This window comes from Streptococcus sp. HMSC064D12, assembly GCF_001837205.1.
Lineage (GTDB): Bacteria > Bacillota > Bacilli > Lactobacillales > Streptococcaceae > Streptococcus > Streptococcus salivarius_D.
Window position 1 is genome coordinate 1 of sequence record NZ_KV831751.1, and the last position, 23,016, is coordinate 23,016.

Annotated in this window: 24 protein-coding genes and 1 tRNA gene; 2 read left to right on the forward strand and 23 right to left on the reverse strand. The window is 39.6% G+C overall.

The genetic code is table 11. The annotated features are described in order from the left end of the window. Positions 1 to 73: 73 nt before the first annotated feature. From tpiA to HMPREF2697_RS06215, 11 genes are all read right to left on the reverse strand, one after another. A complete protein-coding gene (tpiA, locus tag HMPREF2697_RS06165) occupies positions 74 to 832 on the reverse strand; it encodes a triose-phosphate isomerase (protein ID WP_070850006.1) in 759 nt (252 codons plus the stop codon). A 253-nt stretch (positions 833 to 1,085) separates the two neighbouring features. Further along, positions 1,086 to 2,282 (reverse strand): elongation factor Tu, encoded by a 1,197-nt coding sequence (gene tuf, locus HMPREF2697_RS06170; RefSeq protein WP_002890213.1) that lies wholly within the window; start codon positions 2,280 to 2,282, stop codon positions 1,086 to 1,088. Between the two features lie 236 nt (positions 2,283 to 2,518). After that, the gene (gene ftsW, locus HMPREF2697_RS06175; protein WP_070850008.1) at positions 2,519 to 3,799 is read right to left on the reverse strand and encodes a cell division peptidoglycan polymerase FtsW; all 1,281 of its coding nucleotides are present in this window, start codon (positions 3,797 to 3,799) and stop codon (positions 2,519 to 2,521) included. Positions 3,800 to 4,099: 300 nt separating this feature from the next. Then, positions 4,100 to 4,516 carry a F0F1 ATP synthase subunit epsilon gene (locus HMPREF2697_RS06180; RefSeq protein WP_002890211.1) on the reverse strand — a complete coding sequence of 139 codons (417 nt, stop codon included), beginning with the start codon at positions 4,514 to 4,516 and terminating at the stop codon, positions 4,100 to 4,102. A 12-nt stretch (positions 4,517 to 4,528) separates the two neighbouring features. Then, positions 4,529 to 5,935 (reverse strand): F0F1 ATP synthase subunit beta, encoded by a 1,407-nt coding sequence (gene atpD, locus HMPREF2697_RS06185; RefSeq protein WP_002885994.1) that lies wholly within the window; start codon positions 5,933 to 5,935, stop codon positions 4,529 to 4,531. 75 nt (positions 5,936 to 6,010) lie between these two features. After that, positions 6,011 to 6,889 carry a F0F1 ATP synthase subunit gamma gene (locus HMPREF2697_RS06190; protein ID WP_002886026.1) on the reverse strand — a complete coding sequence of 293 codons (879 nt, stop codon included), beginning with the start codon at positions 6,887 to 6,889 and terminating at the stop codon, positions 6,011 to 6,013. Between the two features lie 18 nt (positions 6,890 to 6,907). Continuing rightward, positions 6,908 to 8,413 carry a F0F1 ATP synthase subunit alpha gene (gene atpA / locus HMPREF2697_RS06195; RefSeq protein ID WP_014634010.1) on the reverse strand — a complete coding sequence of 502 codons (1,506 nt, stop codon included), beginning with the start codon at positions 8,411 to 8,413 and terminating at the stop codon, positions 6,908 to 6,910. 15 nt (positions 8,414 to 8,428) lie between these two features. Further along, the gene (locus tag HMPREF2697_RS06200; RefSeq protein ID WP_002885901.1) at positions 8,429 to 8,965 is read right to left on the reverse strand and encodes a F0F1 ATP synthase subunit delta; all 537 of its coding nucleotides are present in this window, start codon (positions 8,963 to 8,965) and stop codon (positions 8,429 to 8,431) included. Next, a complete protein-coding gene (gene atpF, locus HMPREF2697_RS06205) occupies positions 8,965 to 9,462 on the reverse strand; it encodes a F0F1 ATP synthase subunit B (RefSeq protein ID WP_014634008.1) in 498 nt (165 codons plus the stop codon). The genes HMPREF2697_RS06200 and atpF overlap by 1 nt, the downstream gene beginning before the upstream one ends. A 20-nt stretch (positions 9,463 to 9,482) precedes the next feature. After that, complete coding sequence (gene atpB, locus HMPREF2697_RS06210; RefSeq protein WP_002885921.1) at positions 9,483 to 10,190, reverse strand: F0F1 ATP synthase subunit A; 708 nt, start codon at positions 10,188 to 10,190, stop codon at positions 9,483 to 9,485. A gap of 32 nt (positions 10,191 to 10,222) precedes the next feature. Next, the gene (locus HMPREF2697_RS06215) at positions 10,223 to 10,420 is read right to left on the reverse strand and encodes a F0F1 ATP synthase subunit C (protein WP_002890193.1); all 198 of its coding nucleotides are present in this window, start codon (positions 10,418 to 10,420) and stop codon (positions 10,223 to 10,225) included. Positions 10,421 to 11,281: 861 nt separating this feature from the next. On the opposite strand from HMPREF2697_RS06215, the gene HMPREF2697_RS06220 reads away from it, so the two are divergent. After that, positions 11,282 to 12,457 carry a peptidoglycan bridge formation glycyltransferase FemA/FemB family protein gene (locus HMPREF2697_RS06220; protein ID WP_045771947.1) on the forward strand — a complete coding sequence of 392 codons (1,176 nt, stop codon included), beginning with the start codon at positions 11,282 to 11,284 and terminating at the stop codon, positions 12,455 to 12,457. A 383-nt stretch (positions 12,458 to 12,840) separates the two neighbouring features. On the opposite strand, the gene HMPREF2697_RS06225 is transcribed toward HMPREF2697_RS06220, so the two are convergent. The 7 genes from HMPREF2697_RS06225 to HMPREF2697_RS06255 form a co-directional block, all read right to left on the reverse strand. Then, positions 12,841 to 12,911, reverse strand: a tRNA-Thr gene (locus HMPREF2697_RS06225). 57 nt (positions 12,912 to 12,968) lie between these two features. Further along, entirely contained in the window at positions 12,969 to 13,322 is a 354-nt protein-coding gene (locus HMPREF2697_RS06230) for an arsenate reductase family protein (RefSeq protein WP_004183081.1), read from the reverse strand. 34 nt (positions 13,323 to 13,356) lie between these two features. Further along, positions 13,357 to 13,851, reverse strand: coding sequence for a methylated-DNA--[protein]-cysteine S-methyltransferase (locus tag HMPREF2697_RS06235; RefSeq protein WP_070850011.1), 495 nt, complete (start codon positions 13,849 to 13,851; stop codon positions 13,357 to 13,359). Between the two features lie 55 nt (positions 13,852 to 13,906). Beyond that, complete coding sequence (locus HMPREF2697_RS06240) at positions 13,907 to 15,085, reverse strand: 3-phosphoglycerate dehydrogenase family protein (protein ID WP_004183085.1); 1,179 nt, start codon at positions 15,083 to 15,085, stop codon at positions 13,907 to 13,909. Between the two features lie 18 nt (positions 15,086 to 15,103). Then, positions 15,104 to 15,661 (reverse strand): GNAT family N-acetyltransferase, encoded by a 558-nt coding sequence (locus HMPREF2697_RS06245; RefSeq protein ID WP_002884484.1) that lies wholly within the window; start codon positions 15,659 to 15,661, stop codon positions 15,104 to 15,106. Positions 15,662 to 15,673: 12 nt separating this feature from the next. Beyond that, a complete protein-coding gene (gene serC / locus HMPREF2697_RS06250) occupies positions 15,674 to 16,768 on the reverse strand; it encodes a 3-phosphoserine/phosphohydroxythreonine transaminase (protein WP_070850013.1) in 1,095 nt (364 codons plus the stop codon). A 154-nt stretch (positions 16,769 to 16,922) separates the two neighbouring features. Then, positions 16,923 to 17,816: an ROK family protein gene (locus tag HMPREF2697_RS06255; RefSeq protein ID WP_070850015.1), complete on the reverse strand. Its 894-nt coding sequence runs from the start codon at positions 17,814 to 17,816 to the stop codon at positions 16,923 to 16,925. A gap of 115 nt (positions 17,817 to 17,931) precedes the next feature. On the opposite strand from HMPREF2697_RS06255, the gene HMPREF2697_RS06260 reads away from it, so the two are divergent. Beyond that, positions 17,932 to 18,327: a lactoylglutathione lyase gene (locus HMPREF2697_RS06260; protein ID WP_004183092.1), complete on the forward strand. Its 396-nt coding sequence runs from the start codon at positions 17,932 to 17,934 to the stop codon at positions 18,325 to 18,327. 43 nt (positions 18,328 to 18,370) lie between these two features. On the opposite strand, the gene HMPREF2697_RS06265 is transcribed toward HMPREF2697_RS06260, so the two are convergent. From HMPREF2697_RS06265 to HMPREF2697_RS06285, 5 genes are all read right to left on the reverse strand, one after another. After that, complete coding sequence (locus tag HMPREF2697_RS06265; RefSeq protein WP_004183097.1) at positions 18,371 to 19,270, reverse strand: SPFH domain-containing protein; 900 nt, start codon at positions 19,268 to 19,270, stop codon at positions 18,371 to 18,373. 310 nt (positions 19,271 to 19,580) lie between these two features. Further along, complete coding sequence (locus HMPREF2697_RS06270) at positions 19,581 to 20,648, reverse strand: ABC transporter substrate-binding protein (RefSeq protein WP_070850017.1); 1,068 nt, start codon at positions 20,646 to 20,648, stop codon at positions 19,581 to 19,583. Further along, a complete protein-coding gene (locus tag HMPREF2697_RS06275; protein WP_014632760.1) occupies positions 20,641 to 21,417 on the reverse strand; it encodes an ABC transporter permease in 777 nt (258 codons plus the stop codon). The genes HMPREF2697_RS06270 and HMPREF2697_RS06275 overlap by 8 nt, the downstream gene beginning before the upstream one ends. Continuing rightward, entirely contained in the window at positions 21,414 to 22,208 is a 795-nt protein-coding gene (locus HMPREF2697_RS06280) for an ABC transporter permease (RefSeq protein WP_045001535.1), read from the reverse strand. The genes HMPREF2697_RS06275 and HMPREF2697_RS06280 overlap by 4 nt, the downstream gene beginning before the upstream one ends. Next, positions 22,192 to 23,016, reverse strand: an 825-nt coding sequence (locus HMPREF2697_RS06285) for an ABC transporter ATP-binding protein (RefSeq protein WP_070850019.1), incomplete at its 5' end; no start/stop codon positions are given. The genes HMPREF2697_RS06285 and HMPREF2697_RS06280, both read right to left, overlap by 17 nt.

Here is a 23,016-nt window from a genome sequence, read left to right on the forward strand (position 1 = left end):
GGAACCACTAGCACAGCTAGTGGTTTTCGTAAGACAATAAAAAAGCCGAGAGAAACCTCGACTTTATCTAAAATTATTTAACGAAGTCAAGCAATGCCAAGAAGCTTTCAGCTTCAAGTGATGCACCACCTACAAGAGCTCCGTCAACGTCTGGACAAGCCATGTATTCAGCAACGTTTTCAGGTTTAACTGATCCACCGTATTGAACACGTACTTTATCAGCAACTTCTTGACCAAAGTCAGCAGCTACAACGTCACGAACAACTTTACACATTTTTTGTGCGTCGTCTTGTGAAGCTGATTTACCAGTACCGATAGCCCAGATTGGTTCGTAGGCGATTACTGTTGAAGCGACTTGTTCTGCAGTCAATCCAGCAAGAGCAGCTGAAACTTGAGCACCTACGAATTCTGCTGCTTTACCAGCTTCGTAAGTTTCAAGTGATTCCCCACAACAGATGATTGGAAGCATACCGTTAGCAAAGATTGCTTTTGCTTTTTTGTTGATGTCTTCATCAGTTTCGTGGAAGTAGTCACGACGTTCTGAGTGACCGATAACAACGTAGTCAGTACCGATTTCTTTCAAAACTTGTGGGCTAGTTTCACCAGTGAAGGCACCAGCATTTTCAAAGTAAGTGTTTTGTGCAGCAACTTTAAGGTTTGAACCTTTAGCAGCAGCAAGTACAGCTGTCAAGTCAACTGCAGGAGCTGCGATACCAGCTTCAACAAGATCTGATGAAGGAAGTTTTGATGCTACAGCTTCAACGAATGCTTTTGCTTCTTCTGGACTTTTGTTCATTTTCCAGTTACCAGCGATAAATGGTTTACGTGACATTTCACATACCTCTTCTTTTATTTATTTACTCGTTTATTTTATCACAAATCCCTTACTATTACTAGGATTTTAGGAAAATTCCGAAAACTCAACCTGCTTTATGTCTATTTATCACTGTCAAAACTTAGATTGAACATCTAAAATATCTTAAAAGTATATATTACGAGTATTTTTAAACACCAAAAAGAGCCGAGTAAACTCGACTCTCTCAATTATTGTCTGACGAATAATTGTATTGGGAACTTAATATTAATTAAGCTTCGATTTCAGATACGATACCTGAACCAACAGTACGTCCACCTTCACGGATAGAGAATGTTGTACCTTGTTCAACGGCGATTGGGTGGATCAACTCAACGTCGATAGTCACGTTATCACCAGGCATAACCATTTCAGTACCTGCAGGAAGTTCGATTGAACCTGTTACGTCAGTTGTACGGAAGTAGAACTGTGGACGGTAGTTGTTAAAGAATGGAGTGTGACGTCCACCTTCTTCTTTAGAAAGGATGTAAACTTCACCTTTGAATTTAGTGTGTGGGTTGATTGAACCAGGTGCAGCCAATACTTGACCACGTTCGATTTCATCACGTTGGATACCACGAAGAAGAACACCGACGTTATCTCCGGCAATACCTTCGTCAAGTTGTTTACGGAACATTTCAACACCAGTAACAACTGCTTTTTGGATTTCTTCTTTAAGACCAACGATTTCAACTTCGTCATTAACACGAACAACACCACGGTCGATACGTCCTGAAGCAACAGTACCACGACCAGTGATTGAGAATACGTCTTCGACTGGAAGCAACAATGGTTTGTCTGTGTCACGTTCTGGTTCTGGAATGTATTCGTCAACAGTGTTCATCAAGTCCATGATGATGTCTTCGTATTTAGAATCACCTTCAAGAGCTTTAAGAGCTGAACCTTGGATAACTGGAATGTCATCACCTGGGAAATCGTATTCTGAAAGAAGGTCACGGATTTCCATTTCAACCAATTCAAGCAATTCTTCATCGTCAACCAAGTCAACTTTGTTCATGAAGACGATAAGGTGTTTAACACCAACCTGACGTGAAAGAAGGATGTGCTCACGAGTTTGTGGCATTGGTCCGTCAGTAGATGCTACTACAAGAATCGCACCGTCCATTTGAGCGGCACCAGTGATCATGTTTTTAACGTAGTCCGCGTGTCCTGGCGCATCAATGTGAGCGTAGTGACGTTTTTCAGTTTCGTACTCAACGTGTGCAGTGTTGATTGTGATACCGCGTTCACGTTCTTCTGGAGCAGCGTCGATTGAAGCATAGTCTTTTGGTGTGTTAACTGCGCTAGGAAGACGACGAGCCAATACAGTTGTGATAGCAGCTGTCAAAGTAGTTTTACCGTGGTCAACGTGTCCGATTGTACCAATGTTAACGTGTGGTTTACTACGATCGTATTTTTCTTTTGCCATTTAGGAAAAGCCTCCAATAAAATATATTTTATAGATAGACAGTAGGCAATACAGTCTAACTTTACTCTACTATTCTATCAAAATGTCATAGAATTGCAAGTATTTTATATAGTTTTCAATTTTTCTTTAGGGTAATCACAATATTTCTTTCGGTATTTCTATTTCAACTACTTCTACAAGCTTTTAGTATTACCTTTACTAATGCAAAACGCTATCAAGTAAAAAAAGAAGCCGAATTAACGACTTCTTCTTAAAGGTACAATTTTTTCATCTTGATTTTGCATTTCTTGAGTCTGAGATAACTCGTCCTCAATAGCTTGAACAATATTATCACGCTTTTCGTTGGCAGCAATATTTAAAACAAAAGCAATCCCAACAGAAGTTACCAAAAGCGAGTTCCCACCTTGTGAAAGGAAGGGGAAGGTAACCCCTGTTGATGGGATTAGCCCTGAGATTCCTCCGATGTTAACGAAGACCTGCATTAGCATGAGAGCTCCCACACCAAGCGCCATCATAGAGTTAAATGGATTTCTGGCCTTAACTCCCACAATCATAATACGAAGAATGAGGAAAAAGAGGAGGGCCAGAATCAAGCCGGCTCCGATAAGACCTAATTCTTCAATAACAATCGAAAACACAAAGTCTGTTGTAGCTTCTGGTAAATAACCAGTTTTCTCAATTGAATTTCCAAGCCCGAGACCAAACCATCCTCCATTACTCATAGCATAGTATGAATGAGATAGCTGAAGACCAGATCCTGTCAAATCCTTGAACGGATTAAAATATGCTGCGAAACGCTTGGCAACATATCCAAAGATAGGTACCTTAGCCATGGTTTGAACCCCAACCAAGGCAATTAAGCCTAGGAAGGCCGACGAAATCCCTACAATACTGGCAAATAAGGCCGTAAACCAACGGTAGCCAACACCAGAAATTGAAAACATCACTACTGTAGTCAATACAATGATAGCCGCATTCCCCAAGTCAGGTTGGATAGCAACCAAACCGATCATACCAAGCAAATAGACACGCCAGTCATTAAGTTCCTTACCATTCCTAGGAATCCATCTATTCTTCGTCAGGGCTTGGTAGTCATAACGTTCTATGGCAGACTGTTTTTTTGAAAAGGTGTGTGCCAAAAACCAAACAACAATGATCTTAAGGTACTCCGCCGGTTGGAAAGACAAGGGACCTAGCACAATCCAACCATTGGCACCATTGATTTCCCTGGTGAAAAATTTGGCAATGACCAAAAGTAAAATCTCAGAGGCAATAACAACACCCAAAAGCTTATCTTTCCTGAGAAAGTTCAATTTCAGTCGGTAGATGAAAAAAATAGAGAACAAGGATAGCAACCAGAAGCCTCCTTGGTTTATAACAGATGCAAAGGGATTAGCTCCCAAGGCTACTAAACGAGCACTTGTTGTTGAATACACTACTATTAAACCAACCACGGATAAGATTAAATAAGGTATCAAGATGGTGTAATCTAAAAGATGCTTCTTTTCAATTTTCATATCTTTAAAAAACTCATACTTTCTATTACGTTACTCTACATTTTCTCTTAAAATATAAAGCTAACAGCTTATATTATAACACTTTGATACCTTAAACTAAAGCAAAAGCTAAATTAACCGTTTTCAGGACTGAAAATCTGATTATTTTATCTTACCTTCAGATAGGTTTTACAATGAGCTTTCTTTGATAACCTTGCTACTTCTTATGTTTTCTTTTTATGTTTTCTTTTTATGTTTTCTTTTTATGTTTTCTTTTAAGACAAACAAAAAACAAGACCTAAGTCTCGCTTTTTGTTTATCTTATTTTGTACCGACACTGATACGATTAAGTGCTCGACGGAGAGCAACCTGAGCACGTTGAACTTCATCAATACGGTCAGATTTAGTTGCTTCTTCCAAGTCACGTTCGGCACGTTGCTTGGCACGTTCGGCACGAGAAACGTCAATGTCGCGTTCACGTTCTGCTGAATCGGCAACGATAGTAATAAAATCATCTTTAACTTCGATGATACCACCATTTACGGCAATCCAATCGACGTGACTCTCGTCATCCACACGACGAACCTTGAGTTCATCCACTTCAAGTGGCGCAATCAAGTTAATATGGCCTGGCAAGATACCAATTTGACCATCTTTAGTAACCGCGTGGATAAAGCTGGCATGGTGGTCATATTTAAGACCATCCGGAGTTACCACTTGTACGGTCATTTGTGCCATATATTCACCTCATTAGTAGCCCATAGCTTTAGCTTTAGCTACTACATCCTCAATCGGACCTACGCTACGGAAGGCATCTTCTGGAAGATTGTCATATTTACCTTCAAGGATTTCCTTAAAGCTACGAACGGTTTCAGCAACTGGAACATAAGAACCTGGTTGACCTGTAAACTGTTCAGCAACGTTGAAGTTTTGTGACAAGAAGAATTGGATACGACGAGCACGTCCAACCAATGTTTTTTCTTCGTCTGACAATTCATCCATACCAAGGATAGCGATAATATCTTGCAATTCACGGTAACGTTGAAGCACACGTTGAACTTCAGTCGCAACAGCATAGTGTTCTTCACCAACAATTTCAGGTGAAAGGGCACGTGAGCTTGATGCCAATGGGTCAACGGCTGGGTAAATACCCATTTGTGTCAACTTACGTTCAAGGTTGGTTGTTGAATCCAAGTGAGCAAATGCTGTAGCTGGCGCTGGGTCAGTATAGTCATCAGCTGGAACGTAGATGGCTTGGATTGATGTAACAGAACCTTTTTTAGTTGATGTGATACGTTCTTGCAATTGACCCATTTCAGTAGCAAGTGTAGGTTGGTAACCAACGGCTGATGGCATACGACCAAGAAGGGCAGAAACCTCAGAACCCGCTTGAGTGAAACGGAAGATGTTATCGATGAAGAGAAGCACGTCTTGACCTTCGACATCACGGAAGTATTCCGCAATTGTCAAACCAGTAAGGGCAACACGCATACGTGCTCCAGGTGGTTCGTTCATTTGACCGAAGACCATGGCTGTTTTCTCGATAACGCCAGATTCTTTCATTTCCCAGTAAAGGTCATTACCTTCACGTGTACGTTCACCAACACCTGTAAACACGGAAATACCACCGTGCTCTTGGGCAATGTTGTGAATCAACTCTTGAATAAGAACGGTTTTACCAACACCGGCACCACCGAAGAGTCCGACTTTACCACCCTTAAGGTAAGGGGCTAGCAAGTCAATAACTTTAATCCCTGTTTCAAGGATTTCAGTAGATGTTGACAATTCATCGAAAGTTGGTGCTTTTTTGTGAATTGGTTCACGCTCTGCATCGTCTGCAAAAGGTGCTTCCAAGTCAATGGTATCACCAAGAACGTTAAAGACACGTCCAAGGGTATCTTTACCAACAGGAACGCTGATTGGACGACCAGTGTCCAGAACTTCTAGTCCACGAGTCAATCCATCAGTAGATTCCATGGCAATGGTACGAACCACACCTTCTCCAAGTTCAAGAGCTACTTCGAGCACGATACGTTTAGACTTTTGTTCATCAGTATAAACGACCAATGCATTGTTAATCTCAGGGAGTTTATCACCAGCTGCAAACGCTACGTCTACAACAGGACCAACAACCTGAGCAATTTTGCCTGAGCTCATTGTTTTCTCCTTATGATAGTTTTCTGGATGACAATCATCCTTTTTCATGTGTGTCTAATTAAGACAAATCTCTAGCTATTCAAGTGCACTTGCACCACCAACGATTTCAGTAATTTCCTGAGTGATGGCAGCTTGACGCGCACGGTTATATTGGATTGTCAAATCGTTAATCACATTCTTAGCATTATCAGTGGCTGTCTGCATTGCAGTCATGCCCGCCGCGTGCTCAGCTGTTTTGGCATCTACGATAGCACCGTAGATAAGACTCTCCGCATATTGTGGTAAGAGTTGATCCAAAATAGTGTCACGATCTGGTTCCAATTCAAACTTGGTCAACACATGACCTTCTGATTCATTGGGATCCAAATCAGCGATAGGAAGCATTTGTTCCACACGAACTTCGCTAGACAAACTGTTGACATGGTGGTTGTAGCACACATAAAGTTCATCAAAAAGTTCATTTTGATACATTCCTACTGCTTTAGAAATGATTTTTCCGACTTGTTCAAAACTAGGTTGATCTTCAAGGCCACGAAGTTCAAAAGCAACATTCATATTACGAGCCTTGAAGAAATCTGAACCTGTTCCACCAATAGAAATGATAGCATATTCATCTTCAGAATCATGGTCACGTTTAATCATGTCCAACACAGCTTTAAGAATTGTTGAGTTATAACCTCCAACAAGTCCTTTATCTGAAGTAATGACAATGTAACCTGTCTTACGGACTGGGCGTGCATCCAACATTGGATTTGACGAACCATTAATCAATTCTGAATGTAGAAGATCTGTTGTGATCTGTCTAATTTTTGAGGCATAGATTTGGAAATCTTTAGCAGCTTGCTCAGAACGTGTCAATTTTGAAGCAGAAACCATTTGCATGGCCCCTGTAATTTGACTCGTTTTCTTTGTTGAAGCAATTTTTGCTTGGATTTCTCTTAGAGAGCCTGCCATATGCTGTCCTCCCTATTTCTATTTATATTCTGACTGATCTTTGAAAGCTTGGATAGCTTCATTAAGTACAGATTCCTCAGGAAGATCCTTAGTTGTACGAATAGTTTCAAAGATATCCTCATGGTGACTATCAAAGTAGTCATAGAGTGCTTCTTCAAAATCCAAGATTTGATCAACCGGAACACTATCCAAGAAACCGTGTGTCAAAGCGTAAAGGATAACAACTTGTTTCTCAACTGGAAGTGGTTTATGAAGCGGTTGTTTCAAAACTTCGATTGTACGACGACCACGGTTCAATTTCGCTTGAGTCGCAGCATCCAAATCTGAACCAAATTGCGTAAAGGCTTCAAGTTCACGATATGAAGCCAAGTCAAGACGAAGTGTACCAGCAACCTTCTTCATCGCTTTAATTTGCGCTGATCCACCTACACGTGATACGGAAGAACCCGCATCAATGGCTGGACGAATACCTGAGTTAAACAAGTTTTCTTGCAAGAAGATTTGTCCATCTGTGATTGAGATAACGTTTGTTGCGATATAAGCTGAGATATCTCCGGCTTGCGTTTGGATGATTGGCAAGGCAGTAATTGAACCACCCCCAAGATCATCTGAAACTTTAGCTGAACGTTCCAAAAGACGTGAGTGGAGATAGAAGACATCCCCTGGGTAGGCTTCACGACCTGGTGGACGACGGAGAAGCAATGAAAGTTCACGGTAGGCCACGGCTTGTTTAGACAAATCATCATAAACAATCAAGACGTGTTTTCCGTTATACATGAACTCTTCAGCCATTGCAACACCAGCGTAAGGTGCGATGTAAAGCAATGGTGATGGTTGTGATGCTGAGGCAGTCACAACGATTGTGTAATCAAGAGCACCATGTTTACGGAGAGTTTCTACTTGTGTACGAACTGTTGATTCTTTTTGACCAATAGCCACATAGATACAGATCATATCTTGACCTTTTTGGTTCAAGATCGCATCAATGGCTACTGAAGTTTTACCAGTTTGGCGGTCTCCGATGACCAACTCACGTTGACCACGTCCAATTGGAACCAAGGCATCAATCGCCTTAAGACCAGTTTGCAATGGCTCAGAAACTGATTTACGTTGCATAACACCTGGAGCAGGTGTTTCAACTGGACGGAAACCTGTTGTTTCGATGTCACCAAGACCATCAACTGGTTGCCCAAGTGGGTTTACTACACGACCAATAAGGGCTTCACCAACTGGAACTTCCATGATTTTTCCAGTACGTTTAACAATATCGCCTTCACGAATTGCTACGAAATCCCCCAAGATAATGATACCAACATCATTAGATTCAAGGTTTTGGGCCATACCATAGGCACCATTTTCAAATTCGAGCAACTCACCACTCATGGCATTATCAAGACCACGAGCACGTGCGATACCGTCACCGATATAGGTAACGACACCAGTTTCAGTGACGTCAAAGTTTGGCTGGAAGTTTTCAATTTGCTTTTTAATTAAAGCGCTAATTTCTTGTGCGTTAATTGCCAAAAGTCACACCACTTTCTATTTCAAATTCGTTTTAAAGGTTTGCAATTGACTGCGAATTGACGTGTCAACAACCTTATTTTTTGCTTTGATGACGAATCCTCCGATGAGGTCCTCATCAATTTTTTCTACTAAACGACGTGTCTTAATCTCAAATTTTTGTGAAACAATCGCCAAAAGTCGGGCTTTTTGTTCCTCAGACAAGGGACTTGCTGATGTCACTGTGACATCGTAAGTATTGTCTTCTTGGTCAAAGAGCTCAAGGACCAATTTCAACACATCATAGAGAATGTTGGCACGGTCATTGAGTAAGATTACCTCAAGAAAATTGTTCATATACACTGAACAAGACTCTTGAAACAAGCTCAAACTTTCTTTTTTAGCTTCACTTGTCACATTTTCCTGCGACAAGAAGGTTTTTAGATTTGTTTCAGCAAAAACTGTTAGGATTTGCCTTACTTCTTCTTGGATTGTTGACACGGCGTCTTGTTCAAAAGCGACTTCTACCAGGCTTCTGGCATACTGCTCAACAAGAGCTTGTGTTTTCTTATCCATTAAGCATCTCCTAATTGATCAAGATAGCTATCAATCAAGTCAGATTGCGCTTTAGCATCAAGGTTTTGTTTCATAACTTTTTCCGCCAAGAGGACAGTCAAGTCTGCAACTTCACCTTTAACGCCAGCAAGTGCTTCCACACGGCTTTGGGCGATGTCTTGATTTGCTTTTTCTTTCAAGCGTTTAGCTTCATCATGTGCTTCTGCAATGATTTTTGATTCTTGAGTTTTACCAGTTTCCTTGGCCCCATCAATAATTTGAGCTGCCTCAGTGCGGGCACCTGCCAACTCATCTTGACGTTTTTGTGCCAAGCTTTCTGCTTCTTGACGAGCATTTTCAGCACTATCAATATCTGTGGCAATTTTCTTTTCACGAGCAGCAAAGATTCCTGTAATTTGATCCCATGCGAATTTACGGATGAGGTAATACAAGAGAAAAACTGAGCCGAGTGTGATAATGATATTACCAAGTGTCGTACTATTAATAAGTATTGACATTTCATTTCTCCCTTTCTTAGTTATTCTTCGTTGACTTTATCACCAATATAGTTTGAACTTAGGATAATAAAGACATAGGCTTGGATAAAGCCGATAAAGGCTGAAAAGGCAACCCAGACAAGGTTCAAAGCAAAGGATACAGGTGCTGCAAAAGCAGACCAGGTCACCAATTGAAGAATCAAGCCAGTAAGTACCTCACCAGAATAAATGTTACCAAACAAACGCAAGGCCAATGAAGCAAGGTTGGTTAATTGTTCCAAAATGTTCATTGGGAGCATAGCTGGGTATGGTGAAAGGTAGCCCTTTAGATAGCCTTTAAACCCTTTTTTACGGATCCCCTCAATATGACTAATGAGGGTAATAATCAAAGAAAGAGTGATAGTAACACCGAAGTTCGATGTTGGAGAAGTCCAAAAATTGTAATGCTCACTTTTTACAGACACAAGCAAACCTAAGTTGTTTGCTGTAAAAACAAAGGTGAAAATTACAAACAAGAGCAAACTATAATTCTTCGTGAATTTCCCAAGACTTTGAGAAATGGTACTATTCACAAACTCATAGATGAACTCAAGCACATTTTGTTTTCCCTTTGGTTTAATGGTCATCTTACGACTTGACCAAAAAACCACTCCAAAAACGATAATTACTGTCAAGAGAGACATGGCAAGGACAGTCAAGTCAAAATCAATCCCAAATAATGAGACGGTTGGATTACTTGTAGTTTCCACTGCTCATCCCTCCTTCATCTTTTATTTGTCTATTAGACAATGTAGCTAAGGGCAAACAATACGAAGAAGGTACCTTCGATAAAGGCAACACCAGTAAACATCAATGTTTGAAGTTTGCTAAACATCTCAGGTTGGCGAGCTGCAGCTTTAGCGATATTGGCAACGAGGATACCCTCACCAACAGATACACCCATAACGGCCAAACCGAGGGCTAAGATAGTTAGATTCATAGTAGAATTCTCCTTTTAATTTTTTTTACCCTGTTATTTTAGTCCTATTTTCCACGAAAGTCAACGAATTGATGGTTTTTTAGACGTTTTCACTGACTTTGCCTAACGTTTTCACTAAATTTGCATAAGCGCTTACTTTTAATGGAAAACTGATCTGTTTATTACAAAAAACAAGCCTAACTACTATGGTAGGTTAGACTTGTTTGGGAAATTTATGAAAAAAAGAAAGTTTCACTGTCTGACTCAGCGTCAGAGGTGTGAGTTCTACCGAACCATGTTCAGCAATACTTATTAGGATGATTATAGTGTAGCTTGGGTTGCTTAAAGAAAGCTGAAGGAAAGCTGATTATTTTTTTCAAATTGCTCCATTATTTCTTTTAAAAGTCCTGCTAACTCCAAACGTAGGAGACACTACTCCGACACTTTTTAATATTGGTATCGATCTATATCAAATGATTAACTTATCAATAATCACCATTGATGTTGCTTCTTTCCTTGAATAAAATAAACACTAATATTATCAGATGTTAGACGACTTACCCAGCCTTGATTTTTTTATAGCCTAGGAACAACAATACCAACCCTTGGAGACTTTGTATTTTTCATAAAATGACGTGTATAAAACGGTAACTCGTCAGATTTAACAACTTCTGTTGTTCAAAAAGCTTCTGCTATCTTCCTTTCGTTGTCAACGATAGAATCTGGAAGCTCACTGTACCTAGATTTATATAATGTGAGATTCCTAGACTTTATCATTCTGTGATTATAGTCAATTTGAAATATAGATAGTTTGAAGCATCTGAACTTATTTTTGTTATAATATCTTATATAACTATTTACTTGTAATCGAAAGGAAATAAAATGAGTTTTACAATTTTGAAAGAGGAAGAGTTTACATCTTTCATAGAAAAATGTAAAGAACATTCGTTCATGCAAACAGTATCAATGTCTAATCTCCTAAGAAAAAGAGGATTCGAGACTAAGTTTTTAGGTTGGAAAAGTAATAATGAAATTACTGTTGCTGCTATTGCTTTCATGAAGCATTTGACTGGAGGAGTCAGAATAGAAATTAATAGTGGTCCATCGTATACAGATGAATCCGACTTAAAGAGTTTTTATCATGAATTACAACTTTTTGCTAAGAAACAGGGAGCTCTAGAACTGGTTGTAAAGCCAGACGACACTTATCAGACATTTGAAATTGATGGAAAGCCTACTGAACCTGAGAAAACAGAATTAATTTCTACACTAACAGATCTTGGCTACAAATTTGATGGTTTACAGGTAGGCTATCCTGAAGGGGAACCAACCTGGCATTATTTGAAAAATCTTGAGGGCTTTGATGAAACATCCTTATTAAAATCATTTAACAAAAATAGCGTCAGAAACATCAAAACTGCTCTCGACTATAATGTTATTGTTCGCAAAATAAATAAAGGCGAAATCACAGAATTCAAAAAGATTATAGAAGAAACCGGAAAAAGGCAAGGGTTTGAAGATAAAAGTTTAGATTATTATACAGATCTATATGATGCATTTGGTGATAACGCTGATTTCTTGGTAGCAGAGTTAGATTTTGAAAAAAGCTTAGATCACATAAATAGTAAACTTACCTCACTGAACCCTAAGAGCAAACAGTATGAGCAACAAGCTCAAAAATTGAATAAACAAAAACAGATCATTTCAGAGCTCAAACAAAAAATTAATACAGAGAAGATACTTCTTGCTTGTGCTTTAATACTATATACACAAGATCAGGCCACCTATCTATTTGGAGGTTCCTATACAGAATTTCAAAAATTCTCTGCTGCTTTCTTAATTCAGTATCATGCCATGAAATGCACTTTGAAGAGAAATATTATGAGTTATAATTTCCTTGGAATTACAGGCGTGTTTGACGGCTCTGATGGAGTTCTACGATTTAAACAAAACTTTAACGGTTATATTGTTCGTAAGATGGGAACCTTCCGTTATTACCCACAACCTTTAAAATACAAACTTATCCAAGGACTTAAAAAGCTTCTTAAACGTTCTTAGTTTAAAGAATACTGTTTGCTATTCTCTCCTTGAAAATAAACACAAAATTCTAATACAACAAAAAGTCATCATATGATGACTTTTTGTTGTATTAGAATCGACGTGAGACTATTCTCAATAGTCATAATCACTCGTCTAACAGTTAATTTGCTTAAACGCTATAAAACCAAATACCGGCCAGTGCCCAAGCATTTTCTTCAAATCTTAGTACACTTGACTCGTCACAAACTCTCAAAGAAGAATTCGCAGTACTTAGTATTATCAGTAAAGCTTTCAATACACTCTCGCATAATAGGTGATTTATTTGTCTCATACCTTCGAAGCGAGACAAGCTTAAACTCACATAAAAAAAATCCAACCCTAAGGCTGGACGCTATCACAGATGCCACCACCGAGAATTGAACTCGGAACGGAGCATTACCATTGCTCTATTATACCATTTAACTATAGCGGCAACTGTTTTAATCTTACCATACTTCTATTTACTGTGGCAAGATTTTTTGCTTATTTTTTATAAATTTAAGTCTTGGTAAGGCGTACGGTAACCAACCTGTAAAACCTTACCATCTTTAATCAAGATAGGACGTTTAATCAACATACCATCTGAAGCCAAAAGTTCAACAGCTTCATCAAGGGATAGGGTTGGCAACTTATCCTTTAGACCTAGAGAGCGGTAGGATTGACCACTCGTATTAAAGAATTTCTTAAGTTCTAAATCTGACCCTTCCAAAAGCTCTTTTAAAAATTGAGCCGAAGGTGGATTTTCCTTAATATTAATAGATTCAACATCTAAACCTAATTGATCGAGTTCTGCCTTTGCCTTACGACAAGTGCTACATTTGGGATATTCATAAAAAATGTACATAATTTTCTCCTTTTTTCTAGCATAAGATATCTGTCTAAGGCTTGTCAAACCTAATGCCTTCTAAATGAAGTAAGAAACGCTTGGCGTCTTCTCCTGCAGCATATTTTCCTATATGACCACTACTAGGAAGAACCCGATGGCAAGGGACCAGAATCAACCAAGGATTCTTACCAACAGCAGTTCCTACGGCCTGTGCCGATTGACATAAAATCACTTTACCAATCTGACTATAAGTTCTGCTCTCCCCCACAGGAATGTCCCGTAAAGCTGACCAAACCTTTAGCTGAAAGGTTGTCCCTCTATCAGCTAGAGGGAGGGTATCTGGACTTGGATGATCACCTTTAAAATAAGCCTCTAACCAATTCTTGGTCATTTTCAAGATAGGATTTGAGGTGTCTACTAGCTCCTCTTCCCTGATTCCTGACTTAAAATGTTTTTGCCCCTCCAACCAAACACCATAAAGCGCTTGGTCACTTGCCACCAAGCACAAGCGTCCAATAGGAGATAAATAATACTGACGATAAAGCATGTCTTTATTATAACAAAAAAGACAGGAATCTCTTGTTCCTGTCAATTAACTCTTATTATTTACCTTTAATCAAACGCACACGAACGATATTGTCACTAGCTTCAAACTTGGCAACCAATTCATCAATCTTAGATTTGTCTGTTTCATCAAGGTCAAGAAGTGTATAGGCATAGTCGCCCTTAGAACGGTTGATGATATTATCGATATTGATATTAAAATCAGAAACCGCAGTAGAGATACGAGCCACAATATTAGGCACGTTTTTATTAATCAAGGTGATGCGGTATGGGGCACTCAAGGCCTGTTGCACACGTGGGAAGTTAACAGAGTTAACAATTTCACCTGTTTCCATGAAACGACGGATGGTTTGACCTGCCATAATCGCACAGTTAAGTTCTGCTTCACCTGTTGATCCACCAACGTGTGGGAAGACAGTCACATTAGGTTTGTTAAGGAGATCTTCTGTACCAAAGTCGGTGATATAGCGTTTAACCACACCTGTTTCCAAAGCATCAAAGAGGGCATCATTATCTACCAACTCTGCACGGGCAAAGTTAATGATAGTTGTCCCTTTTTGCATAAGGTTAAAGGCATCCGCATTGAAAGTTCCCTGTGTATCTGGTGTCAATGGAACGTGAACAGTGATATAATCACAGTTTTCAAAAATCTCTTTAAGATCAGAAACACGTCTTACATGGTGAGAAATATTCCAGGCAGCTTCAATAGAAACATATGGGTCGTAACCATAGACCTTCATTCCCAAACGGTAAGCATCATTGGCAATACGTGCACCAATGGCACCGAGCCCGATAACACCCAATGTCTTACCAGTAATCTCGCTACCTGCAAACTGTTTCTTACCTGCTTCAATTTGTTTAGGAACATCATCACCACTAAGTGTGTTAACCCAAGCATTGGCCGCAATATAGTCACGTGCTGAGAGTAAGATAGAGGCCAAAACAGCTTCCTTAACAGCGTTAGCATTGGCACCTGGAGTATTGAAGACAACAATCCCTTTTTCAGTTGCTTCGTCAACTGGGATATTGTTAGTACCTGCACCAGCACGCGCAATAGCTTTCAAGTTGTCAGGAAAAACAGTGTCATGGAGATTTTGACTACGAATGATATAGGCATCCGGATTTTCCGCTAAATCACCATCAATTTGGAAATGATTTCCAAGTTCCTTCAAACCAATCTGGTTAATATTGTTATACGTTTTTACACTAAATACCATAATTTTATTCCTCTTAAATCAATGTATCCCGTGGTGAGCTGCTTCATCAAGTTCTTGATAAAAGGCTTTCTCTCGCTTAGTTTTGATTTTCTGATAAGCAAGACGTTCACCATCAATAGGAACCTTGCCACAATAGACATAGCCAAGTTTCTCCAAAATATGCTGCATGACAGTATTCTTTTCATGCGTATCGCAACGAAAATCATGAGCATCAGTCCCCTCAATAAGACCTTGAATGAAGGTTTGAGCAATGCCCTGACCCGTAAATTCACTTAAAACGGCGATTCTATGAAAAGTAATGTAGCGCTTATTGTGATGTTTCCAGTCCCCGTCATAGATTTTGTCGTAAGCAGGGTCTCCATCAACAATCACCGCAGCATAAGAAACGATTTGACCATCAACAATTCCTACATAGGCCTGCCCATTAAGGACATCGTCAAAGATAGTTTCTTCAGTAGGGTAACCATCAGCTCCTTGCCATTGGGTACTCCCCGCTTCTGCTAAAGCAGTTCTAGCACTCTCAATCACAGTCATGATAGCCCCAATTTCATTTGGGAAGGCTTGTCTAATTTCCATCTCTTTACCTAATTATTTATTTTCGGCTTCAAATTTCTTCATAAAGTCAATCAAGTCAAGTACACCCTGACGTGGGAATGCATTATAAACACTAGCACGCATACCACCTACTGAACGGTGTCCTTTGATATTCTTGAAACCAAGAGCATCTGCTTCTGCTACAAATTTAGCATCCAACTCTTTACTTGGTGTTACAAATGGGATATTGCAGACAGAACGATCCTTGGCATCTTTGACAGGATTTGTGTAGAAATCAGATGACTCAATGTAATCGTAGAGAAGTCCTGATTTCTCACGTTGAATTTCAGCCATCTTGTCCACGCCACCAATTTCATTTTTAATCCAGTCAAAGACGAGTTTTGAAATATAGATGTTGAAACATGGTGGTGTATTGTAAAGTGATCCTGCTTCAGCTTGAATACGGTAATCCAACATGGCAGACAATTGTGGTTGGTCGTTAAGGAAGTCTTCACGAACGATAACCACTGTCACCCCAGCAGGTCCAATATTTTTCTGAGCACCAGCATAGATAAGGGCAAAGTCCTCAACATTGTAACGAGCAGCCAAAATATTTGAAGACATATCAGCTACAATTGGCACACCATTAGTATCAGGCAAATCGTAGATAGATGTTCCTTCAATGGTATTGTTCGTTGTCAAGTGAACATAAGCAGCTTCTGGATCAATTGTTGCTGGGTCAAAACTTGGGATATGATCGTAAACAGTTTCTTCTGAAGAGGCCAAAAGAATTGGTTCAAACGGAATAGTTTTTGAAAGTTTAACAGCTTCTGTGTAAGCTTTTTTACCCCATGAACCACCTACAAGGTAGTAAGCTTTCTTACCTTGAGCGAGGTTAAGTGGGACCATTGTAAATTGTGTTGAAGCGCCACCTTGCAAGAAAATAACCTTATAGTTATCAGGAATGGCCATAAGCTCACGAAGTGTCGCTTCCGCATCTTTAACGATTTTGTCAAATTCTGGAGAACGGTGGGACATTTCTAGCACGGACATACCGGAATCTTGATAGTTAAGCAATTCAGCTTGGGCTTTTTCAAGCACTGGTTTTGGTAATGTAGCAGGTCCTGCTGAGAAATTATAAATTGTCATAAAGACACCTCCAAAATTTTAATAGTCCTATTATAGCGAATTTTCTGAATATTGTAAAGTGTTAACAGTAAAAAACGAACGGGATTAACCGCTCGCCTCGAAAAAGTTAGGTATTTTATGTATATTCTTATCAGTAATTGATTTTAGTATCCGTTTATTTTTGCTTAAGAAAATAGGCTGCCCCAATTAGATTAGCTCCATTATGATGATGACAAGCAACAATCTCGGGACGTTTAATAATTTTACCGATAAAGTCAATCTCATGGTGAACCTTATCAAACTGGCGGTTGACCTCCTTGATAAGAATCGGCTGGGCTGAAATGCCACCTCCAATAACAAAGGTTTCCATATCAAAGATGGTTTGAAGATTCAAAATGGTAATGGCTAGGTTACGGCAATAGCTTTCAAAAAGCGAATAGACTGTCTCATCTCCTGCATTTATGTCCTTAAATGCGGCTAAACCATCCTTTAAATCTGAGTTACCTAGCACTTCATTTACCTTGGTAATTAAACCGACAGCCGACAAAGTCATGCCTCGCATCAATGAAGGATCAACTTTTTCCATTTGAACTGGTAACAGAAAGGTCAACTCACCCGCTTGAAAGTGGCTTCCTTGAAAAAGTTTACCATTAATAATGAATCCACCACCTAGACCTGAACCCAAAACAAGGGCTGCACCATTGGTCACTCCTTGCAAATGACCTGTGGCTAGCTCTGCCAAGGCTGCTGCTTTACCATCATTAAGGGCCATTACAGGTAGATGGTACTTGGCTTCGAGGACCTCTTTAATACGAAAGCCGTGAAAGAACCTCAATAAGCCACCATGATAAATGACACCTTCCTCAGTATCAACTGTCCCTGGAACACTAATTGCTAAACCTGATAAGTCTACTTCAACTGAAGTAACTATCTGATCAATCACGTCAATAGCTTGTTCCAAGGTTTGTGGGGATGACTGCGTCGGCAGACTCTTTTCAATGGCAAACTGCTCTGAAACAAGTGCTGACTTCACCTGTGTTCCCCCAAAATCAATCGCTAAAATCGTCATAAGCATCCTCCACAAATTGTTTTTCGTCATTATAACACAAAAGAGCTAAAACTAGAAAAAACGGTTCCAAAATGCTATCATAAACTTACAGAATTAGATAAAAGGAGTATCTCACATGACTAAATTTCTACACACTTGTGTCCGTGTCAAGGACCTAGAAGCCTCACTTAAATTTTATAAAGAAGCTCTTGGTTTCAAAGAAGCTCGTCGCAATGATTTTCCAGAATATAAATTCACCCTTGTCTACTTGCAACTCGAAGATGATCCTGATTACGAGTTGGAATTAACCTACAACTACGACCATGAAGCTTATGATCTCGGGGATGGATATGGTCATATCGCCATTGGTGTTGATGACCTAGAAGCTACACACCAAGCTCACAAAGAGGCTGGCTATACTGTCACAGACCTCTCAGGTCTTCCTGGTAAACCAAAAATGTACTACTTTATCACTGATCCAGATGGCTATAAGATTGAAGTTATTCGTTTGACGCAATTCCTAGAAAAATAAATCAAAAAAAGTCAGATCGTATAGATCTGGCTTCCTTTTGTGCTTAATTTTTATTATCTGTCTTTAAGGCTGACAAAATTTGGGTACGAATATCATCCACACCGTTTGGATTATTTGGTAGGAATAAGGTTTGATTGCCTTTAGCCGCAAAAGTATTAAGCGTATCTAAGTATTGGTTAGTCAAGAGAATAGACATAATCTGCTCTTCAGACATACCCACATTGGCCTCTTTAAGTTCTGCGATTGATTCAGCCAATCCATCAACGATAGCCTTACGTTGTTGGGCAATACCAACCCCGTGAAGGCGATCTTTTTCAGCTTCGGCTTCAGCTGCTGTGACAATCTTAATCTTATCAGCTTCTGCCAATTCTTGAGCTGCTACACGCTTACGTTGGGCAGCATTGATTTCATTCATAGACTGTTTAACTTCAGCATCTGGTTCAACTTTGGTAATCAAAGTCTTAACAATGATATAACCATAAGTTGTCATTTCTTCAGCCACTTGGTGTTGAACCTCAAGGGCAATTTCATCTTTCTTCTCAAAGAGCTCATCAAGTGTCAATTTAGGAACTGATGAACGGAGAGCATCCTCAATGTATGATTTAATTTGAGCCTCTGGACGCATGAGTTTATAGTATGCATCTGTAACATTTTGCTCATTAACACGATATTGAGTGGCCACATTCATCATGACAAAAACATTGTCCTTTGTCTTAGTCTCAACCACAATCTCACTTTGAAGCAAACGTAGTTGAATACGAGCGGCAATTTTATCGATACCAAATGGTAAACGCATATGAATCCCACTCGTTGCAATTTTTTGATAACGTCCAAAACGTTCGACGATAGCCACTGACTGTTGACGTACAACGTAAAGCATACTGATGAGAATTCCCAAAATAATCAGGAAGGAAAACAGTAAAAAGAGAAGTGCTGCTTGCATGTTAAGTCCTCCAAAATAAACATTAAAAATTTCTTTGTTTTATTATAGCACAGTGATACAATTTTTCAAGAAAAATAGCATAGCTCGTTAGAAATAGTGTAAAAGAGACACTTTCTTTATCGCTTATGTGTCAGCACTCCTGAAAAGTTGGAAACTCCTACCAATCGAGAGAGTTGTACGTAACAGGCGAGACCTTTTGAAGTAAGAAAAAAGGCTGAAACTATTGCGTTTCAGCCTCTTAGTATTTTCGAAAATAAAATCGTTTGAAGAATCATTCTAGATAGCATCTAAAACTCAAATCTCAAAAGACTTATTTACGATACATCTTGACTTGAAGGTAAATATCGTTATAGATTCCTAGCCATTTTTGTCCCAAGTTGTTATAGACTTCAAGATTTTTAATGGTTAATTCTGATGGATAAAAGGCTTTATCATCGGTGATACTCTTTGGAAGCAAGGCTTTAGCTGCTTGGTTAGGTGTGGCGTAACCGATATATTCAGCATTTTGGGCTGCATTTTCTGGTTTAAGCATGAAGTTGATAAAGGCATATGCCTCTTTTTCATGCTTTACAGTCTTAGGAATCACCAGATTATCAAACCAAAGGTTTGAGCCTTCAGATGGAACAACATAACGTAGGTCCTCATTTTTATCAAGCATCTCACTAGCTTCCCCTGAGAAAGTCACTCCGATAGCTGCGTCACCTTGAACCATGTAGCCCTTCATCTCATCACCAACAATAGCCTTGATATTTGGTGTTAGACTATTAAGTTTAGTTTCAGCCAAACGTAATTCAGTCATGTTCTTCGTATTCAAGCTATATCCCAGACTATTCAGTGAGAAACCAAGGACTTCACGCGCACCATCAACTAGCATAATCTGGTTTTTGTAATCTGGTGACCAAAGATCATCCCAGTGCTGTGGTGCTTTTTTCACCAATTTTGTATTATAAACAATACCGACAGTTCCCCAGAAATAAGGGATGGAATAGTCATTGTGAGGGTCAAAACTAAGCCCTTTAAAGCTTGAACCAATCTGGTCAAAACCTTTGATTCTAGATTTATCCAACTTCACCAAAAGGTCTTCCTTAACCATTTTATCAATGGTATAGTCTGACGGCACAGCGATATCGTAGGTTGTTCCGCCCTGCTTAATCTTGGTATACATGGCTTCATTGGAATCAAAGGTTTCGTATTGGACCTTGATGCCCGTTTCTTTTGTAAACTTGGTCAGGAGGTCTGGGTCAATATAATCACCCCAGTTATAGATAACTAATTTGTCTGACACATTTCCAGTACGACTCTGCATGTAGGCAGAGATGCCCCAAAGGAAGAAGATAATGGCTAAGATACCTGCCAGAAATTGATAGAGTCTACGCATCCTGCTCCTCCTTCTCCTTGGTAATCGCATAATAACCTATCACTAAAAGAATAGAGAATAGGAAAACAACGGTTGACAAGGCATTGATTTCCAGAGAAATCCCCTTACGTGCACGTGAGTAAATTTCCACAGCAAGTGTTGAAAAACCATTCCCCGTTACAAAGAAGGTTACTGCAAAGTCATCCAACGAATAGGTAAAGGCCATGAAATAACCAGCAATAATACCAGGTGTCAAGTATGGCAACATAACCTCACGTAACATCTGCCATTGAGTTGCACCTAGGTCATAAGCGGCATTCACCATATCTCGATTCATTTCCTTGAGACGTGGCAACACCATGAGAACCACGATTGGGATTGAAAAGGCAATGTGACTCAATAAGACAGATACAAAGCCTAGTTGGAAACCAATCAAGGTGAAGAGAATCAAGAAACTTGCACCAATCATGACGTCCGGTGCAACCATGAGCACGTTATTTAGGGATAAAATCCCAGTCTGCTGCTTCTGTTTACTCTCATAGATAAAGATAGACCCAAAGGTACCAATAATCGTTGCCAGAAGAGCGCTAAGGAAAGCTAAAAAGAAGGTTTGAGCCAGAATTAACATAAGACGGCTATCTGAAAACATGCTCTGGTAGTTATCCAGAGTAACACCTGTGAAACTATTCATATCGCCACCACTATTGAAAGAATAGGCGATTAAATAGAAGATTGGCAGGTAAAGGATAACAAAGACAAGAGCTAAATAGAGATTTGCAAATTTTTTCATTGACGTCTCTCCTTTGTTAACCACATTGTCGCAATCATAGCAGCAATAAGAACAACACCAATGGTTGCCCCCATTCCCCAGTTTTGTGTCGTGAGGAAGTGCTGTTCGATAGCTGTCCCTAAGGTGATAACTCGGTTACCACCAATCAAACGTGTCAGCATAAAGAGGCTGAGACTAGGAATAAAGACAGACTGGACGCCAGAGCGTACCCCATTAAGCGATAAGGGAAAAATAACCTTGGTAAAGGTCTGCCAATCATTGGCTCCCAAATCTTTACTTGCATTCACAATATTTTCATCCAAATCATCCAGTACATTGAAAATCGGTAGAATCATAAAGGGAATTTCAATGTAACTAGCTACGAAAATAAAGGAGAAATCCGTAAAGAGAATTTGCATGGGTGCAATCCCAAAGAAACCGAGAAAGGCATTGATACCGCCTTGTTGACCAAAAATCCCCATAAAAGCATAGGCTTTCAGAAGGAGATTGACCCAGGTTGGCAAAATGACCAACATTAACCAAAGTTGCTTATGCTTCAGTCTGGTTAAAAGATATGCCGTCGGATAAGAGATGAGGAGAGTTACTAGAGTAATGATGGCTGCATAAAGAACTGAGTTAAAACTCATCCTTAAGTAAGTCCAACTTGAAAAGAAGGTGCCATAATTATCCAATGTAAAGTTGCCACTGATATCAAAGAAAGACTGATAGAGTAGCATGAGCACTGGAGCAACCACGAAGAGTAGGAGCCAAAGCAGGTAAGGTACCGAGAAGAGGCTAGCTGTTTTCTTCATAGCGCTCCTCCTCAATGGCATTAATCAAGCCATCTTCATGCTCTTCCACTTCCACATATTCTTCAATACGTGCATCAAATTCTTCTTCTGTCTCATTAAGACGCATGATATGAATATCCTCAGGCGTAAAATCAAGACCGATAATCTCACCCTCAATCGCCTTACGGGTTGAGTGAATCATCCATTCATTGCCAAGATTGTCATAGGCAATGATTTCATAGTGGACCCCACGGAAGAGCTGAGTTTCCACACGAACTTGCAGTTTACCTTCCTCAGGAAGTGTAATCTGTAAATCTTCAGGACGAATAACCACTTCGACAGGTTCGTTAGGACGCATTCCTCCATCAACAGATTCAAAACGTTTCCCATTGAACTCAACCAAATAGTCCTCAATCATAACACCTGGAAGGATGTTGGATTCTCCAATAAAGGTTGCAACAAAGTGATTGATAGGTTCGTCATAGATATCAACCGGAGTTCCTGATTGAACAATTTCACCATCATTCATAACAAAAATCCAATCCGACATGGCCAAGGCCTCTTCTTGGTCATGGGTAACAAAGACAAAAGTAATCCCTAGACGTTGCTGTAATTCGCGCAACTCGTATTGCATTTCAGTACGTAGTTTCAAATCCAGTGCTGACAAGGGCTCATCCAAAAGGACCACACGTGGTTGGTTAATAATCGCACGGGCAATGGCCACACGTTGACGTTGACCACCTGATAATTTTTGAATTGAGCGCTTTTGATAACCATTTAGTTGAACCATCTTTAAGGCTTCTTCTACACGCTCTTCGATTTCCTTTTT

Coding starts and splice junctions, on each gene's coding strand:
- tpiA (WP_070850006.1), bottom strand. CDS start 832: ATGTCACGTAAACCATTTATCGCTGGTAACTGGAAAATGAACAAAAGT.
- tuf (WP_002890213.1), bottom strand. CDS start 2,282: ATGGCAAAAGAAAAATACGATCGTAGTAAACCACACGTTAACATTGGT.
- ftsW (WP_070850008.1), bottom strand. CDS start 3,799: ATGAAAATTGAAAAGAAGCATCTTTTAGATTACACCATCTTGATACCT.
- HMPREF2697_RS06180 (WP_002890211.1), bottom strand. CDS start 4,516: ATGGCACAAATGACCGTACAAGTGGTAACTCCGGATGGTCTTAAATAT.
- atpD (WP_002885994.1), bottom strand. CDS start 5,935: ATGAGCTCAGGCAAAATTGCTCAGGTTGTTGGTCCTGTTGTAGACGTA.
- HMPREF2697_RS06190 (WP_002886026.1), bottom strand. CDS start 6,889: ATGGCAGGCTCTCTAAGAGAAATCCAAGCAAAAATTGCTTCAACAAAG.
- HMPREF2697_RS06200 (WP_002885901.1), bottom strand. CDS start 8,965: ATGGATAAGAAAACACAAGCTCTTGTTGAGCAGTATGCCAGAAGCCTG.
- atpF (WP_014634008.1), bottom strand. CDS start 9,462: ATGTCAATACTTATTAATAGTACGACACTTGGTAATATCATTATCACA.
- HMPREF2697_RS06215 (WP_002890193.1), bottom strand. CDS start 10,420: ATGAATCTAACTATCTTAGCCCTCGGTTTGGCCGTTATGGGTGTATCT.
- HMPREF2697_RS06220 (WP_045771947.1), top strand. CDS start 11,282: ATGAGTTTTACAATTTTGAAAGAGGAAGAGTTTACATCTTTCATAGAA.
- HMPREF2697_RS06230 (WP_004183081.1), bottom strand. CDS start 13,322: ATGTACATTTTTTATGAATATCCCAAATGTAGCACTTGTCGTAAGGCA.
- HMPREF2697_RS06235 (WP_070850011.1), bottom strand. CDS start 13,851: ATGCTTTATCGTCAGTATTATTTATCTCCTATTGGACGCTTGTGCTTG.
- HMPREF2697_RS06240 (WP_004183085.1), bottom strand. CDS start 15,085: ATGGTATTTAGTGTAAAAACGTATAACAATATTAACCAGATTGGTTTG.
- HMPREF2697_RS06245 (WP_002884484.1), bottom strand. CDS start 15,661: ATGGAAATTAGACAAGCCTTCCCAAATGAAATTGGGGCTATCATGACT.
- serC (WP_070850013.1), bottom strand. CDS start 16,768: ATGACAATTTATAATTTCTCAGCAGGACCTGCTACATTACCAAAACCA.
- HMPREF2697_RS06255 (WP_070850015.1), bottom strand. CDS start 17,816: ATGACGATTTTAGCGATTGATTTTGGGGGAACACAGGTGAAGTCAGCA.
- HMPREF2697_RS06260 (WP_004183092.1), top strand. CDS start 17,932: ATGACTAAATTTCTACACACTTGTGTCCGTGTCAAGGACCTAGAAGCC.
- HMPREF2697_RS06265 (WP_004183097.1), bottom strand. CDS start 19,270: ATGCAAGCAGCACTTCTCTTTTTACTGTTTTCCTTCCTGATTATTTTG.
- HMPREF2697_RS06270 (WP_070850017.1), bottom strand. CDS start 20,648: ATGCGTAGACTCTATCAATTTCTGGCAGGTATCTTAGCCATTATCTTC.
- HMPREF2697_RS06275 (WP_014632760.1), bottom strand. CDS start 21,417: ATGAAAAAATTTGCAAATCTCTATTTAGCTCTTGTCTTTGTTATCCTT.
- HMPREF2697_RS06280 (WP_045001535.1), bottom strand. CDS start 22,208: ATGAAGAAAACAGCTAGCCTCTTCTCGGTACCTTACCTGCTTTGGCTC.